Consider the following 15,802-nt stretch of genomic DNA (forward strand, 5'->3'; position numbering starts at 1 on the left):
CCTTTAGTAAGCTTTATTTAAATTTAACAATTGTCGCACCATTGCCCCCTTGATTTCCAGGAGCAAAATCGAAGCTCTTGACGCTACGATGATTTTTTAAATAATCGGTGATCCCGGTTCTTAGTGCGCCTGTGCCTTTTCCATGAACGATCGTCACTTGAGGGTAGCCAGCCAAAATTGCCGCATCTAAATATAGATCGACTTCATTTAATGCTTCTTCATAACGTTTCCCTCGAAGATCAAGTTGATTGGAGACCGTCGAATGCGCATCTGAGCGAACCGTATGGATCACTCGTTGTTGTGGTTCTTTTTGGGGAGCGATCGGTGTCAATTCACTTTCCGAAACGTTCATCTTCAAGATACCGATCTCCACTTGCCATTGGTTGCCATTTTTGCGCAACAATGTTCCACGTTGCCCATAAGTCGTCACGAGTACTTCGTCACCTGGTTTCAATGTTTTCTGTTCTTTCGCTTTTTTCAAGACTTTATTTTTCTTTAATTGTTCTTCTTGATGCAAGTTAGCTAACTGTGATTTGGCATCGATCAATTGATGCTCTTTGACCGTACCTTGCCCCACTTGTTTTTGTAAATTGCGAATATCTGCGATGATTTTTTCTGCCTTTTCTTCTGCTTCAGAAACAAGTGCATTGGCTTTTTGTTTGGCTTTCGCCATTTCTTGTTCGCGCTCTTCAAAGAAGTAGCTATAAGCTTCTTTCAAATCATTGTACAGACGTTGCGCTTCATCGACATAATGACGCATCTCTAAATACTCTGTTTCTGCCATTTTTCGACGATTCTCTAAATCAGTGATCATTTCATTCAAGTCTTGACTTTCATCGTTCATCAATTGCTTGGCTTCATCAATGACTTGGTTGTCTAATCCTAAACGACTTGAAATCTCAAAGGCATTACTTCTACCTGGCACGCCGATCAACAAGCGGTATGTGGGGCTAAGGGTGTCAACGTTGAACTCCATGCTTGCATTGATGGTATTCGAACGATTGTAGCCGTAGACTTTCAGTTCAGGATAATGTGTTGTTGCCATCACATAGGCAGATTTCTTTCCTAGATCATCTAAAATAGCAATTGCTAGCGCTGCTCCTTCTTGAGGATCAGTCCCTGCACCTAGTTCGTCAAATAAAACTAAGCTTTTTTCATTAACTTTGGAAAGGATATCCACGGTATTTGTCATATGTGAGGAGAAGGTCGATAAACTTTGCTCAATCGATTGTTCATCTCCGATATCAGCAAAAATATCTTCAAAGATCCCGATCTGACTTTCTTCATCCACCGGGATCGGTAACCCTGCTTGCCCCATCAATTGCAATAAGCCCAGTGTTTTCAACGTGATGGTTTTCCCACCAGTATTTGGTCCAGTAATGACGATCGCTTGATAGTTTTCCCCAATCGAAATATCATTTGGTACGACTTTTTCTTGATCGATCAATGGGTGTCTGGCTTGCTTCAAATCAACAATGTTTTCTATACTGATCGTCGGTACGATTGCCTTTAGTTCTTTCCCAAAGCGTGCTTTCGCATTCATCAAGTCCATTTTTCCAATGACATACGCATTGTGGATGATTTCTTGGCGATGAGGAGCCAACTCCGCCGACAACTCACTTAGAATACGTTGGATCTCATTGCGTTCGGCAATTTGATATTGACGCAAGCGATTGTTCAACTCCACGACTTGTTTTGGTTCAACGAATAGTGTTTGTCCCGAAGAACTTTGATCATGGACGACTCCGCCAAACACACCACGATATTCTTGTTTTACTGGAATAACATAGCGGTCGTTTCTCATCGTAATGATGGCATCGCTTAGGTATTTGGCATTTTTCCCACGAACGATCCCATCTAATTGTTCTCTGACTGCTTGTTCGCTTCTACGGATATTATGGCGGATCGTCTTCAACTCTGGAGAGGCATCATCCGTCACTCGTCCATCATCATCGATTGCTTCTTTCAAACGACGGCTCAAGGATGGGATAGCGACTAATTGATCTGTCCAAAAATAAAGACGCGCAAACTCAATCTCGCTATCTGCTAAATCATCAATAAAACGTCGCAACTCACTAGTAGTAGATAAGACACGAGAAACTTGTGCTAACTCGACCCCATTAAGATCCGCACCGATTTGGATCCGTTTCATATGTGGGCGGATATTCTCTATTTTGGGGATTGGGATGCCGCCACGCAATCGTTGGGCTTTTAGTCCATCTTCCGTTTCTTCCAACCAATATCTGATCGTCTCTGCTTCATTCACTGGCACAAGCTGGGCTAATTCTTCTTGCCCTTGTGCTGTGATCACAAACTGTCGTACTTGTTGTTTTACTTTTTCAAACTCTAATGTTTCTAGAATGCGTTTGTTCATTTTTTTCACCTTACTTTCACTAAAAAAGAGGCCGATAGATGGCTAAGCAGTCTTCAAGACTAACCAACATCTTCATAGCCTCTGTCATTGACAAAAAATCATCTCTTACTTAGTTAATCACTTGTGTCACCCATAGATCATATATTTTATTTGCTAAAATAGGTGTTCGTTCAACCATAAATGTTGCAAGATTATTGCCACTAAATTGGTTTTGGATAAATCCTACCGGAATAAATGTTAGTAAACGTAAAACTAGAACCAACGAAATATAGGTGATGATCACGGATAAAACCCCTCCAGCCACCCAGTCTAATTGCTTTAGTACAGGAATAAATGTCAACCCATGAGCGAATACCCCAATGAATCGTGTGACTAGCCAACCAACAAATAAAATGATCAAGAAAGCCACCCCTGCATAAAATGCTTCATCTAGTTTAAATGAAAAAGCTTGATCAAAAAAAACTAAGTTAGAATTGGCGGTTACCGCAGGATAAGGAATATATAATTGCAGATGATTGGCTAATGTTTTGTAATAGGTTTGTGCTGCTAGAAATGAGACAAAATAGCCAACCAGATAAATTCCCTGTAGCGCAAAACCACGACTGGCTCCAGAAAAAAATGCAATCAGCAAAATAAATAAAATCAAAAGACTAAGCATACATTCTTCCTTTCTCTTCTATAATAATATCAATTCGAAGATCTTTGTTTGATTTGACCTTTTCGTTTTTCATTTAGAATCTGTTGTGCTTCCACATGATTCTTGATTTCATGGTCACTTCCATTTTCTTTCAATACTGCTCGTGCTTCATTTTCAATTGCTTCGATTCGTTTGATCCGATTTTCCATTTCTGTGAATCTCACCATTTTTTGTTTCAGTTCTGTGACTTCTTTTATTAAATTCAAATTTTTTTCCTGTCTTTTCAATTGATCGGAAAATGCATTGACTGCTAATAAAATAGCTGCTTGTTCATTGTCTAATTGAGGGGACAATTCTTTCAGTTCAGCTAATTGTTCATTGATTAATTTTGTGACCATATCCATATGCTGTTTTGATTCTTGCCCGATAATAGTATACGTTTGGTCCGCAATCACCGCTTTATAGCGTGTTTTTTCATGTGCCATATGAATCTGTCTCCTCCTATTGCCAAAAATATTAACTAGTGTACCATATAGTTAAGCAATTAACCGTACACGAAAAACTTCATTATAAATACTTTACTATTATATGATAAACTTTGCAAAAATGCTATGTGTGCATTGATTTCAAATCAGCTAGATCTAGTCAAATACAACTTTTCTTACGACTGGATCGCAATAGGAGGAAAACATGAGTAACATTATCTTAAAGGTAACAACAAATCAAATGAACATGATGAAAGAGGCATATCGCCCATTTTTAGTACAAAAGCCGATTCCATATACGCATTTTTCCGCTAAAAAAAATGGCACAACGATCACTGCCTATACTTCTGGAAAAGTGATGTTTCAAGGTACCGGCGCTGAACAAGAAGCAGCGAAATGGGGAAACCCACTTACAGCAAAAAAATCGACACAAACTAATTCTTCTTCCTTACCCAAAGATCTACAAACACTATCTGTTTTAGGGAGTGACGAAGTCGGCAACGGTAGTTACTTTGGCCCACTGACTGTTTGTGCTGCCTATGTCGATCAAATACAATTGAAAGAATTACGCACGTTAGGCGTCAAAGATTCAAAAGAATTAAAAGATGGACAAATCATTCAATTAGCCAAAGTATTAAAGGAAACGATCCCATATCAATTACTGGTTCTGCCACCAAAAAAATACAATGAGATCCAACCTACGTATAATGCAGTGAGAATGAAGGTCGCTTTACACAATCAAGCTATCCATTTATTGTTACAAAAAATAGCACCAGTCAAGCCGGATGCTATTTTGATCGACCAGTTCACACCGGAAGCCAACTTTAAAAAATACGCTCGTTTAGAAAAAAATCAACTCACCGAAAAACTCTACTTTGTGACAAAAGGTGAACAATATCATTTAGCTGTTGCTGCCGCTTCGATCATTAGTCGCGCAAGCTTTTTAGAAGAGTTGGACAAAGAATCTGCTGAACTTGGTCTCACGCTTCCTTCTGGTGCAGGTACAAAATCCGACCAAGTCGCTGCAACGATTTTAAAAAAAGGTGGCGAAGCCTTGTTAGCAAACTATGCAAAATTGCATTTTGCGAACACAGAAAAAGCCAAAAAAATAGTCAACTAACTATCCGTTTTAGCTTGTTCCGCTTTTCTTTAAGTTCGATTTAAGTTTTGTTGTTTATCCTCATGTTCAAGAGGTGAAAACGATGAAAAAAATGCGAATTATTATTTTTATATGTCTGATCGGGATCATTGCTCTTTTCAAATTTGGTCTTAGCAATCAAGAAACAGATGCGAGACAACAGACAAGCAATAGTGTCTCTAGCATCATACAATCAACTGATTCTTCTTCAGAGGCCCTCATAAAAATCGGAAAAGAAGATGCTACATTGTATGCAGACTCGTCATTAAGTGAACCGCTAATTTCCGTCAATGCTGGTGAACTGGCCACGCTTCTTTCAACTACAGACAACGCCTACAAAATTACCACGAATGATGGTGAAACTGGCTATTTATCACTTACGGATGGCTCATCACTGACTCGCTCGACACAAGAGCTACCGAGTGACCTATCAGAAGCGGTGATCGTACTAGATCCCGGACACGGAGGCGACGATACAGGCGCGCTTAGCATAGATGGACATATAGAAGAAAAGACAGTGACACTCGCTGCTGCAAAACAGTTACAAACGAGTTTAGAAGCCGCTGGCGCAACGGTTTATTTGACACATGAAACAGATGACTACATTTCATTAGATGACATTTGTGCATTTAGCGAAGAAAAATCAGCTGACCTTTTTATCAGCTTACATGCTGATTCGACTGAATCAGCCAATGAAGCAACTGGTACAACCACTTATTATTATTACAATAGTGAGCAACGTCTAGCGGAAACTGTTTCTGATGAACTGGCGGATCTGCTCATTACATCTCGTGGAACTGCTACAGGGAACTATCAGGTGTTAAGAGAAAACCTTCAGCCATCCCTCTTGATCGAAATGGGCTATATGAACAATGACGAAGATTTAGCTAAATTGACTACTGTTAACTATCAACAACAGTTGGCGCAATCGATCACACAAGCGCTACTCACTTATTTCAATCAGTAATTTTTTTCTAAACGCAAGAACCTCGTTAGGTATTGATGTTTCATCAAGACCAACAAGGTTCTTCCATTTCATCAGCAACCAGTTGTCAGTACATGGTCACCGCTGAATCTGTTTATATTAAAACGATCTAATTGATCAATTCCCATGGTCCCCATTGTTGAGTACCAGGTTCATCGCCTTGTGTCCACCATTTCGCCCGATACGCATTTCCTAAATGAGTGACTCTATCACCCATAAGATAGACTGTTGAGGCATCCCATGCCGCATATCCAGGCACACTGTTTTCCAAGGTTCGAACGATCACTGGTTGACTAGCTGCCGAAACATTGTTTGAGGAATCGAATGCTTTTACAGTATACGTATACTGTGTATCAGGTGCCAATCCCGTATCTGTAAATGATGGCGTTCTTGGTTGCCCTACTAATTGACCATCACGGTAAACAAAGTAACCTGCTACTCGCTGATTATCGGTTGAAGCCGTCCAGTTCAACGTCACTTCTGTCGCATTGATCGTGGTTGCTGCCACATTTGTTGGAATTGACGGTGCCTCAACATCTGATGGGTCTGGCGCTTCTACACCAAAGATCACTTGGTGATTGATTTCAATACCGTCAGTCCCAATTCGTTGACTTAAAGTGATCGTGTCAATATGATCAACCGAAACCTGTGACGTATCAGATTGTAAACGGAAATCATAAGAAGCTCCTGGAGCAAGTTCTCTGCCATCATAAACGGTGGCTAGATCAACAGTTACCATGCCGTTCGTAGTAGTCACATCCCCTGCCTTGAAGTTACCAGAAGTTAACGTTTCATTACTATTCAACTCCAGCATAAGTTTAGGCAATTTGACTGTTTTCTGGGCAGCCTCCACAGCGCTTAGTACAGTAGACGTTTCTGTCAATGTTTCATTATTTGTCAAAGTGATTTCGTACCCGCTTACATTATTCTCTGTATAAGGCGTAATATCTACAGAGATATCTAACGGTGTGCTAACGATCTCGTGCTGTGGTAATGGCGTATTCCCAAATAATCCTTCTTTGATCGCATTCGTCAATTCATCACGTTTTGTACTTGTCGTTTCTTTGTCTTGTGATTGCATCCAAGAAATCACACCACCCAGTTCTTCTTCTTGCACATACTGGGTTTTGTAACCGATTGAACGTTCATTATCGAAACTGAAAAACTCGCCTGTTTCTGTACTGTACATATAAGGAGCCTTCGCTACATCATCCCAGTACTCAGTCAATCCACTCGTTGCACTGATCAAATCTGGAATATTTCGATATGGCCAGACACCTCCGGCTCTACCACCATCCCCAACGACTAATGGACTTTTATTTTTTGCACCGTATGTTGCCGTTAGGTCAGCATTTCGATTACTCTGTTCAGCCGTTTGGAACAATCCCGGCAATAATGGATCATTGCCTTCTGCCACTTCATGCCAACCACGAGTATAAAAAGCTGCCCCAATCACGATTTTTTCAGCTGGCGCACCTTCATCCCTTAAAAACTGAACCGTTTGATCTACCGAAAGTCCTTGGTCATAATTAGGATCAGCAGGATTCCCATAAAGTGCTGTATGATGTCCACTGCGGTCACCCCAACCACCGTTCATATCATAGGTCATGATATTTGCAAAATCAACAACTTCAAATAAACCATCAATGTCTATCCCTGAAGATAATTTACTTTGAGATGCAGGCAGCGCAACTGATAATTCATAAGTTTTGCCTAGTTCTTCGCCTTGTTCATCAATCGATTCACGAATCTCATTTAGTAAAATAATGTAATTTTCTTTGTCTTCAGGCACTGCATTTGGCGTTCCTTCATCGTTAACATTGTCTACCAAGTCAGGTTGTCGAACATCTGCAGGATACTCCCAATCGACATCAACAAAATCCATATTCGTATATTTGATGAAGCGGGTAACGTTCTCCACTAGATTTTGTCGTTTCACTGGATCAGCCGCTACTTCAGAAAAATCACCTGATTTAGACCAGCCGCCCAAAGAGACACCAATTTTCATATTAGGATTTTTCCCACGTAGATCTTGGATCGCATTCAAGATACCCGAACTTGCTGAATTCCATTGAACCCCTGTTTGTCCTACAGGCGCACCAACAGCAGCATCCGTATCTGTAAATTCTAAATCGCCATTACTATCAAAATCTAAAAAGGCAAAATTCAAATGAGTGATTTGATCAGCTGGAATATCTTTAGGATAGAAATTTCCTTCTCCACCCCAAATCGACCAATCGCCATAGTACATGACATTGCGATAAGGTGCGACCTGAGTTTCTCGCACCTCTTCAGCATGAACCTCTGGCGACTCATTAAATGCTGGTAAAGTCATTGCAACAATCGAAGAAAATAACAAAGCAAATAAACTAATACTCTTAATTCTTTTCATATCAATCTCATCTCCTTTTTTTCTAAGTTTTTTTACGAAAAAACAAACGCGCCCAAATCACAGGTTAAAAGTTATTTTATCACTCCTTAAAAATTAGAAATCAGATAAATTTTAATTGTAAAAATCTTACAAATATGAATTTAACATTTATTTATTTTTAACGCAACTAATTGAAACCGATTACACTTGTCATGTTTCAAGTTATTTTTAAACCATATGATTTTGTTTATTTTTTAACTAACATGTTTTTTTCAGTGAATTCTAGTAAATAAGATAAATAACAATGACAGAATAACATTATAAAAAAAGAACAAGGCAATCTGCCCTGTTCTTTTTTTATTTAAATTAACCAATTAGTTCCCATGGACCCCATTGTTCAGTTCCTGGCTCATCACCTTGTGTCCACCATTTCGCACGATAAGTATTTCCTTTATGAGTTACTACATCACCTAAATCATAGACTTTGTTCGCATCCCATTCGCCTTCAGCTGGCGGAGTTGTTTCTTCTAAAGTTGTGACAACTAATGCTTTGCTTTCTTCTGAAACATTTCCTGCTGCATCAAACGCTTTTACTGTATATGAGTATTCCGTATTCGCTGTTAACCCAGCATCAGCAAATGAAGTTGTTGCTGATTGACCCACTTGTTTGCCATCACGGAAAACATAGTATCCTGCTACTGCAACATTGTCAGTTGAACGAGTCCAAGACAATGATACATTTTTCTCACCGATCGTTGAAGCTTTCAAGTCTAATGGAACTGAAGGTGCTTCTGTATCTACTGGTGCTTTTTCTAACGTTTTAACAACTAATGCTTTACTTTCTTCTGAAACATTTCCGGCACGGTCAAATGCTTTTACTGTATATGAATATTCTGTATCTGCAGTTAAACCAGCGTCAGTAAATGAAGTTGTTGCTGATTGACCCACTTGTTTGCCATCACGGAAAACGTAGTATCCTGCGACCCCTTTGTCGTCAGTTGATTTTGTCCATGATAGAGAAACGTTTGTTTCACCGATTGTTGAAGCTGTTAGTTCTATTGGTACTGAAGGTGCTTCTGTATCCGGTGTTCCTGGTTCAGTCGTTGAACCTTCACCAAAGATCACTTGTTTATTGATTTCAATACCTTCGTTACCAATTCTTTGGCTTAATGTGATTGAGTCGATATTGTCAACAGCGACATCTGCTTCAGCAGCATTTGAACTCAATCTGAACTCATAAGATGCACCTGGTGCGATTTCTTTGCCATCATATACAGAAGACAAATCAACGATTGCAGCGCCATCAACATTTGTTACAGTACCTGCTTTGTAATCACCAGCGCCAAGCTTTTCATTTGTCGCCATTGGAATCACTAATTTAGGTAATTTGATTGTTTCTTGTGAAAATTCAACTAATTTCAATACAGAAGAAGTTTCTTCCATTTTTTCATTGTTGGTAATTTTTACGTCGTAACCACTAACGCCATATTGTGTATAAGTTGAGATCTCAACATCCACATTCAATGGTGTGCTCTTGATTTCAAACTCTGGAAGTTTCTCACTACCTAACAATCCTTCTTTGATTGCATTGGTTAACTCATCACGTTTTGTTCCAGTTGTTTCTTTGTCTTGTGATTGTTGCCATGAAATGATTCCACCAAGTTGGTTTTCTTTTACATATTCAGCTTTATAAGTCACTGATTTTTCATTTTCGTAAGTAAAGAATTCACCAGTTGTTTCGCTGTACATAAATGGTGCTTTCGCTACGTCATCCCAATACTCTTTCAATCCAGATGTATTACCAAGTAACGTTTCAATATCTCGATATGGCCATACACCACTGGCACGTCCACCGTCACCTACTTTTAATGGATTTTTGTTTTTCGCTCCATAACTTGGTGTTTGATCGGCATCTTGACTTGATAATTCTGCTTTTTGGAATAATCCCGGTGCCTCTTCATTATCCCCTTTTGCCACTTCGTTCCATCCACGAGTATAGAATGCTGCTCCAATAACGATTTTTTCTGAAGCCGCACCTTTCTCACGTAGGTATTCTACTGTTTGATCTACTGAGAAGCCTTCATCATAATTAGGATCAGCTGGATTCCCGTAAAGTGCTGAATGGTGACCACTTGTATCTGACCATGCACCAGTTAAGTCATAAGTCATGATGTTTGCGAAATCGACAACATCAAATAGTCGTTTCACGTCGATACCTGAATCTAATTTACCTTGAGCTGCTGGCAATGCAACAGATAGTTCATATGTTTTTCCTAATTCTTCGCCTTGTTTATCAATTGTTTCGCGAATTTCATCTAATAATTTTATGTAATTTTCTTTATCTTCAGGTTTTGCATTTGGTGTTCCTTCGTCATTTACGTTATCCACTAGATCTGGTTGACGTACATCTGCCGGGAATTCCCAGTCAACATCGACAAAGTCCATATTTGTATATTTAATAAATTTTGCTACATTATCTACAAGGTTCTTACGTTTCGTAGGGTTTGCTGCTACTTCAGAGAAATCTCCTGATTTAGACCAACCACCTAATGAAACACCAATTTTCATGTTTGGATTTTTTCCACGTAAATCTTGAATCGCATTTAAGATACCAGAACTAGCAGAGTTCCATTGTACGCCCGGTAATCCTACAGGTGCGCCTGTCGCTGCGTCTGCATCAGTAAAGACTAGTTCGCCATTACTATCAAAATCTAAAAAGGCAAAATTCAAGTGAGTCAATTGATCTGCTGGGATATCTTTTGGATAAAAGTTACCTTCGCCGCCCCAAATCGACCAGTCACCATAATACATTACGTTTCTATAAGTTGCTTGTTGTTCTGTTTGTTGGATTTCTTCTGCATTGACGATAGACAATTCCCCAATTGTCGGAAGCGCCGTTGAGACAACAGAAGAAAATAACATCGCTGCCAACCCAATTTTTTTAATACTTTTCATTTTTAAATTCTCCCCTTTTTACACTATTCACTTTTCAAAAAACAATTATGTAACAAAATAAACACGAAAATATGTTATTCATCCCCCCTCTATTTCTCTAAAATAGTGAGTTAAACTCAGTGAAACTTTTGTTGCTAACAGAATATTATCACCTGAAAATGGCTTTTTCAACCGTTCTCCTAAAATTATTTAAAAAACAAATTAAATCACCTTGGTTATTTACCTGTTTTATAATCGTTATTATTAAAAATCTTTATATCACTTGCTTTTCACCTCTTTTTCTCAATTGCTAGAAAAATTAAATATCCCTCATTATTTTAATTAAAAAATAACAATTTGAGAAAATATAATAACAAAAAGGCGTAGAGGACAAGAAATTAAATTGATTTTTGTTTCTAATCTTAAAAATCAAATAAACGAAGTTCCAGAAGTAACTCCTTCATAAAAAGCCGAGAAACCAAAAATTTGAAAAACAATTTTTGGGTTTCTCGGCTTATTTCTCGGAGCTGGACACTTCTGTCCCCACCGCATTTAATCAGCTACGACACCATGAAGGTATAAATCGATCAGTCGTTCCACACTAAATGGGTTTTCAAGTGAATTAGAAGATTCGGTGATATATGGTGCTAACAGAAGAAAAAAGTGCTTTGCAGCAATTTCTGTCGTAACATGAGCGCGCATCAAAGATTGATTTGTCGAAAAAATCACTTCAAATGGTTCACGATAACTTTTTTTCCACAAGGTAAAAAGATGATTTCGTGTCTCGGCAGAAAGGTTTGATTTTAAATCATGGTGCATCATAAATAGGTCTAAAAGATGGGTATCGATCAGATACTTCGTCATTTTAGTCAAAGAATGTTTAAAATCAAGTTTGTTCTCTTCTAAGATTGCTCTTAAGTCTGTACCTACAGTACTCAAATGCTCTTCTAAGACTGCACAATATAACTTTTCTTTATCGCTAAAGTAATGATAAAGATTTGGTTGCGTGATTCCAGCATTTTTAGCAATCTCACGTGTTGAAGTTCCTTGATAACCTTTTGACATAAACAAACGATTGGCTTCTTTTAAAATTTTCTCTTGTGTATCCTTATTGTATCGATGGACCAACTTTTACACCCTCTGACTTATTTTTTTTCTCGAAAGACACCATCTTCTATCATAAATACTTTATCACATCTGTCAATAAGTCGGGTATCATGAGTGACCATTATGATTGCTTTATTTTTTTCCTTGGATTCTTTTGCTAAAATATCTACAACTTCTACTGCTTTTTCTGAATCCAAACTAGCTGTTGGCTCATCTGCCAAAATAATCGAAGGATCGTTATATAGCGCTCGAGCAATTGCCACTCTTTGTCGTTCACCACCCGAAAGATCTTCTGGATACTTATTAAGGAGTTTATCCACCCCAAGTTGTTGGAATAGTTCTTTTGCCTCCTCTTGTCGATTTTCATGCTTGATCTTATCGACCAGTACTAATTGTTTTTTGACGGTCAAAAATGGAACTAGATTGGAAGCTTGAAGAATAAATCCGATTTCCTTAAACCGTAATTTTACTCGTTTTTTCTCCGGTTGTTCACTGAAATCTTCTCCATTGATCTTGACGGTTCCTTTATTTGGTGTCTGTAAACCGCCTGCAATCGTTAAGAAGGTACTCTTTCCAGAACCAGATGGTCCAATGATTGCGACAAACTCCCCTTTATCGACACTGACATTTGTTTTTTTCAATGCTTGGATGGTTTGATCACCATCTTTAAAACTTTTTTCAACATCTATAAATTCAATTGCTTTCATTTCCCATTCTCCTTTCTATCCGATTGCTTTTAATGGATCAATTTTTACGATCGTTCTAACAGAGAAAAGTGCCCCTAAAATAGCAACGATCAACATCATTACACTAATCACACCGAAAAACAACCAGTTACTTTGGAATGGTACAGCATCTGGTAGAACAAGTGAGGTAACGAACGTTCCAAACAATCCAAGAGCGACACCGAAAAATGAAAGTAAGAACGTTTGTGCAACTACTGAACGTGCAATAAATCCACCAGTAACGCCTTGGGCTTTAAGTACACCAAAAATATTGATTTTTTGCATGGTCAATACATAAATGAAAATGCCGATCACGATTGCTGCAATCACAATCAAAAAGCCGATCATGAAACCAAACGTCAATACTTGTGCATTGTACCCTGGTAGTTCATTGATAAATGTCGAAATACTGATTTTCTCTAGATCATCCGGTAAGCTATCCACATCTCCTCGCACGACCACTGCATTGATACGAGCATTATCAGTTGCATCTTGTTTCTCAAATCGTATCTCTTGGTACGCATTGATCGTTGTATAGACGACAGGAGAGACATTGAATTTGGCATTCTCAGTAAATCCAGTCAATTTAAATGTCTTGTCGCTTCCTGATAATTTGATTGTATCTCCAATGTCTAAGCCATATTCTTCTTTTAAACTAATATCACCGACTGCTTCATCATTTGACTGGAATTCTTCTCCTTCCACGATATTCGGCATGATGAATTGGTTTTGATCGATTCCAAAAAAACTAACATTGACTTTATCAGCATCTGGACGATCTGGACTCGTGACTACTCCAGGTGTTTGAGCTAAATAAGCGACTTGATCACCTTTCACTTCTTCTGCCATCTTTTTCGTGATCATCGACATCCCTAAGTTTGTATTGGCGTCTTTTGATAAAACAATGGTATCTGCCTCCCATTTATCTACAGCAGTTCGATTGTCTTGTGCCAACCCATAGGCTAATCCTGTCAAAAAAAAGACAAGGTACGCAATTAGAAACATGACGCCTGTCACTAAAGCATAGCGTAATTTTGAATGAATGATTTCATTTAATGCTAAAAACATAAAATTCCCCCTAAAAATTTATCAACTGATAAATATATCTTATCACTTGATAAATTTTTAGAGGAATAATCTGCTCAGAATAATCAATAAAAGAAAAAACAATTGAGTTGATCATATTCAATAAGGAATATGTCAGTCGTTTATTTCTAAGTTTCATCAAAAAATTGAGGTTAAAATCCCGATTCTTTTAGCTTTGGCAATAGATATTCTTTCGCTTGTAAGATCTGACTTTCATAATCCTTATCCTGACCACTCCACATTTCAATCAAGAATGGCCCTTCGTAATTTACACGTTTCAATGTTTTAAATAAGCCAGAAAAATCCACACAACCTTGACCAAACGGAACGTCTCTGAACTTACCCTTACTACTAACTGTTACTGGTTGCGTATCTTTTAGGTGGATCGAAGTAATATATTCGATGCCTTGTTCAAGTTCAATCGCCACATTATTTTCTGGCCACGCTGATAGATTTCCTAAGTCAGGATACACTTGTAAATAAGGAGAAGGGAGTTGTTTTTTTATCTCTATGAATTTACGAATGGAATTCATAAATGGGTCATCCATGACTTCAATCGACAAGATTATCCCAAACTGTGCTGCCTCTTTGATACTGGCACGCAATCCTCTGATAAACGCTTCTCTTGTCTCTATTGATTTTTTTTCATAGTATACATCGTATCCCGCCACTTGTATGATCCTGATACCTAACCGATACGCAAGCTGTATCGCCTTTTTCATCATAGATAAGGCTTTTTCTTGTTTTTTGACATCTACTGAGCCGAATGGAAAACGGCGATGCCCACTTAAACAAAGCGAATGGATAGCAATCCCTGAAACCGCTATCGCTTCTTTTAACTCAGCGATTTGTTCATTCGTCCAATCTAAACGAGCCAATCGTTCCTCGCTTTCGTCAATCGATATTTCCAGAAAATCAAACCCCAATTCTTTTACTGCATCTAACCGCTCTTGCCACGACCATCCGCTAGGCAGTGCCTTTTCATAAAGTCCGATTCTCATCATCTCATTCTCCCCACAGTCGCTTGATCTCCTTTTGGAATGCTTGGGCTTGTATGATAGGATCTGCACACGCCGTCAATCCTCGACCGACAATAAAATGAAAGATCGGCATCCCTTGGAACAAGGCTAACGTTGAAATTGACAGCCCACCAGTTACTGAGACTTGAAAACCTAAATCGATCAATTGTTGGACGAGCTTCAGATCCTTTTCTCCCCAAACTTCTCCAGCTAACAAGGCATCCCTACTTTGATGATAGACGACCTGAGAAATCCCAATTTCTCGCCATTTTTTTGCTTGTTCCATCGTCCATTCTCCGTATAGTTCTACTTGAAGTGCTTTGACTTTCTTTTGTGCGGCTTGCATGGTAGCTAGAGAGGCACAGCAGATCACTGTCATGAAATCTGCCCCAGCCTGCGCTACATTACCAGCCACAGTTTCTCCTGCGTCGGCACATTTTGTATCCGCAACGATCGTTTTTTCTGGAAACATTTTTCTCATACATTCGATTGGTTTGCTTCCTTCTTGAAGACAAAGAATGGTGCCTACTTCAATCACATCGACGATTTCTCCAATTTTTTTCACATCTGCCAATGCAGACGCTAACGTGTTATGATCCAGTGCAATTTGTAATTTTGGTCGTTTCATCTAATTCTCCTTTGATTTCAATTCTTTGTACATTGTTGTTTCTTTGAATTTCTCACAGATCTCAGTAGGTGACATCACATTTTTGATCCCCACGACCGTCACACCTCGCTCAATTGCTTGCATGAACATCGGCATAAAATTGAGTGGCGTAAAGACGACATCATATTGACTTGCCGAACTTTTACCTTCAGAGATCGGGCAATGATGGATTTTACTCACTGTAATATTTAATTCTCTCATTGCCTTTTCTACACTACGCATCATCATTAAACTTGTACCAGAACCATTGGCACACGAAACTAAAATTCTCATT

At 38.7% G+C, this 15,802-nt stretch carries 13 protein-coding genes; 2 read left to right on the forward strand and 11 right to left on the reverse strand.

Annotated elements, in window-relative coordinates:
- Positions 1 to 13 precede the first annotated feature (13 nt).
- From HZ311_RS03405 to zapA, 3 genes are all read right to left on the reverse strand, one after another.
- Entirely contained in the window at positions 14 to 2,374 is a 2,361-nt protein-coding gene (locus tag HZ311_RS03405; RefSeq protein ID WP_023520061.1) for an endonuclease MutS2, read from the reverse strand.
- A 109-nt stretch (positions 2,375 to 2,483) separates the two neighbouring features.
- Positions 2,484 to 3,032, reverse strand: a complete 549-nt coding sequence (locus HZ311_RS03410; RefSeq protein ID WP_010734833.1) for a CvpA family protein — start codon at positions 3,030 to 3,032, stop codon at positions 2,484 to 2,486.
- Positions 3,033 to 3,061: 29 nt separating this feature from the next.
- Positions 3,062 to 3,496, reverse strand: a complete 435-nt coding sequence (zapA, locus tag HZ311_RS03415) for a cell division protein ZapA (RefSeq protein ID WP_010734832.1) — start codon at positions 3,494 to 3,496, stop codon at positions 3,062 to 3,064.
- A gap of 205 nt (positions 3,497 to 3,701) precedes the next feature.
- Here zapA and rnhC point away from each other — a divergent pair, with 205 nt between their 5' ends.
- Together rnhC and HZ311_RS03425 are read left to right on the forward strand one after the other, a co-directional pair.
- The gene (gene rnhC, locus HZ311_RS03420; RefSeq protein ID WP_023520062.1) at positions 3,702 to 4,616 is read left to right on the forward strand and encodes a ribonuclease HIII; all 915 of its coding nucleotides are present in this window, start codon (positions 3,702 to 3,704) and stop codon (positions 4,614 to 4,616) included.
- Positions 4,617 to 4,698: 82 nt separating this feature from the next.
- Positions 4,699 to 5,601, forward strand: coding sequence for an N-acetylmuramoyl-L-alanine amidase family protein (locus tag HZ311_RS03425; RefSeq protein WP_178946475.1), 903 nt, complete (start codon positions 4,699 to 4,701; stop codon positions 5,599 to 5,601).
- Between the two features lie 127 nt (positions 5,602 to 5,728).
- On the opposite strand, the gene HZ311_RS03430 is transcribed toward HZ311_RS03425, so the two are convergent.
- The 8 genes from HZ311_RS03430 to HZ311_RS03465 all read right to left on the reverse strand — a co-directional run bounded on the left by HZ311_RS03430 (position 5,729) and on the right by HZ311_RS03465 (position 15,801).
- Complete coding sequence (locus tag HZ311_RS03430) at positions 5,729 to 8,011, reverse strand: glycosyl hydrolase family 18 protein (RefSeq protein ID WP_023520064.1); 2,283 nt, start codon at positions 8,009 to 8,011, stop codon at positions 5,729 to 5,731.
- Between the two features lie 345 nt (positions 8,012 to 8,356).
- On the reverse strand, positions 8,357 to 10,945 hold the full coding sequence (locus HZ311_RS03435) for a glycosyl hydrolase family 18 protein (RefSeq protein WP_010734828.1): 2,589 nt from the start codon (positions 10,943 to 10,945) through the stop codon (positions 8,357 to 8,359).
- A 531-nt stretch (positions 10,946 to 11,476) separates the two neighbouring features.
- The gene (locus HZ311_RS03440; RefSeq protein ID WP_023520065.1) at positions 11,477 to 12,052 is read right to left on the reverse strand and encodes a TetR/AcrR family transcriptional regulator; all 576 of its coding nucleotides are present in this window, start codon (positions 12,050 to 12,052) and stop codon (positions 11,477 to 11,479) included.
- A gap of 17 nt (positions 12,053 to 12,069) precedes the next feature.
- Positions 12,070 to 12,738: an ABC transporter ATP-binding protein gene (locus tag HZ311_RS03445; protein ID WP_019722442.1), complete on the reverse strand. Its 669-nt coding sequence runs from the start codon at positions 12,736 to 12,738 to the stop codon at positions 12,070 to 12,072.
- A 15-nt stretch (positions 12,739 to 12,753) separates the two neighbouring features.
- Positions 12,754 to 13,824: an ABC transporter permease gene (locus HZ311_RS03450; RefSeq protein ID WP_010734825.1), complete on the reverse strand. Its 1,071-nt coding sequence runs from the start codon at positions 13,822 to 13,824 to the stop codon at positions 12,754 to 12,756.
- 170 nt (positions 13,825 to 13,994) lie between these two features.
- Entirely contained in the window at positions 13,995 to 14,846 is an 852-nt protein-coding gene (locus HZ311_RS03455; RefSeq protein ID WP_041684260.1) for an L-ribulose-5-phosphate 3-epimerase, read from the reverse strand.
- Between the two features lies 1 nt (position 14,847).
- Positions 14,848 to 15,489 carry a 3-keto-L-gulonate-6-phosphate decarboxylase UlaD gene (locus HZ311_RS03460; RefSeq protein WP_010734823.1) on the reverse strand — a complete coding sequence of 214 codons (642 nt, stop codon included), beginning with the start codon at positions 15,487 to 15,489 and terminating at the stop codon, positions 14,848 to 14,850.
- Positions 15,490 to 15,801 carry a PTS sugar transporter subunit IIB gene (locus HZ311_RS03465; protein WP_019722445.1) on the reverse strand — a complete coding sequence of 104 codons (312 nt, stop codon included), beginning with the start codon at positions 15,799 to 15,801 and terminating at the stop codon, positions 15,490 to 15,492.
- Position 15,802 lies beyond the last annotated feature (1 nt).

It is taken from the genome of Enterococcus mundtii (genome assembly GCF_013394305.1).
Lineage (GTDB): Bacteria > Bacillota > Bacilli > Lactobacillales > Enterococcaceae > Enterococcus_B > Enterococcus_B pernyi.

What these genes read in the sequence shown, in the direction of transcription:
- HZ311_RS03405 (WP_023520061.1), bottom strand. Translation starts at nt 2,374, where the DNA reads ATGAACAAACGCATTCTAGAAACATTAGAGTTTGAAAAAGTAAAACAA.
- HZ311_RS03410 (WP_010734833.1), bottom strand. Translation starts at nt 3,032, where the DNA reads ATGCTTAGTCTTTTGATTTTATTTATTTTGCTGATTGCATTTTTTTCT.
- zapA (WP_010734832.1), bottom strand. Translation starts at nt 3,496, where the DNA reads ATGGCACATGAAAAAACACGCTATAAAGCGGTGATTGCGGACCAAACG.
- rnhC (WP_023520062.1), top strand. Translation starts at nt 3,702, where the DNA reads ATGAGTAACATTATCTTAAAGGTAACAACAAATCAAATGAACATGATG.
- HZ311_RS03425 (WP_178946475.1), top strand. Translation starts at nt 4,699, where the DNA reads ATGAAAAAAATGCGAATTATTATTTTTATATGTCTGATCGGGATCATT.
- HZ311_RS03430 (WP_023520064.1), bottom strand. Translation starts at nt 8,011, where the DNA reads ATGAAAAGAATTAAGAGTATTAGTTTATTTGCTTTGTTATTTTCTTCG.
- HZ311_RS03435 (WP_010734828.1), bottom strand. Translation starts at nt 10,945, where the DNA reads ATGAAAAGTATTAAAAAAATTGGGTTGGCAGCGATGTTATTTTCTTCT.
- HZ311_RS03445 (WP_019722442.1), bottom strand. Translation starts at nt 12,738, where the DNA reads ATGAAAGCAATTGAATTTATAGATGTTGAAAAAAGTTTTAAAGATGGT.
- HZ311_RS03450 (WP_010734825.1), bottom strand. Translation starts at nt 13,824, where the DNA reads ATGTTTTTAGCATTAAATGAAATCATTCATTCAAAATTACGCTATGCT.
- HZ311_RS03455 (WP_041684260.1), bottom strand. Translation starts at nt 14,846, where the DNA reads ATGATGAGAATCGGACTTTATGAAAAGGCACTGCCTAGCGGATGGTCG.
- HZ311_RS03460 (WP_010734823.1), bottom strand. Translation starts at nt 15,489, where the DNA reads ATGAAACGACCAAAATTACAAATTGCACTGGATCATAACACGTTAGCG.
- HZ311_RS03465 (WP_019722445.1), bottom strand. Translation starts at nt 15,801, where the DNA reads ATGAGAATTTTAGTTTCGTGTGCCAATGGTTCTGGTACAAGTTTAATG.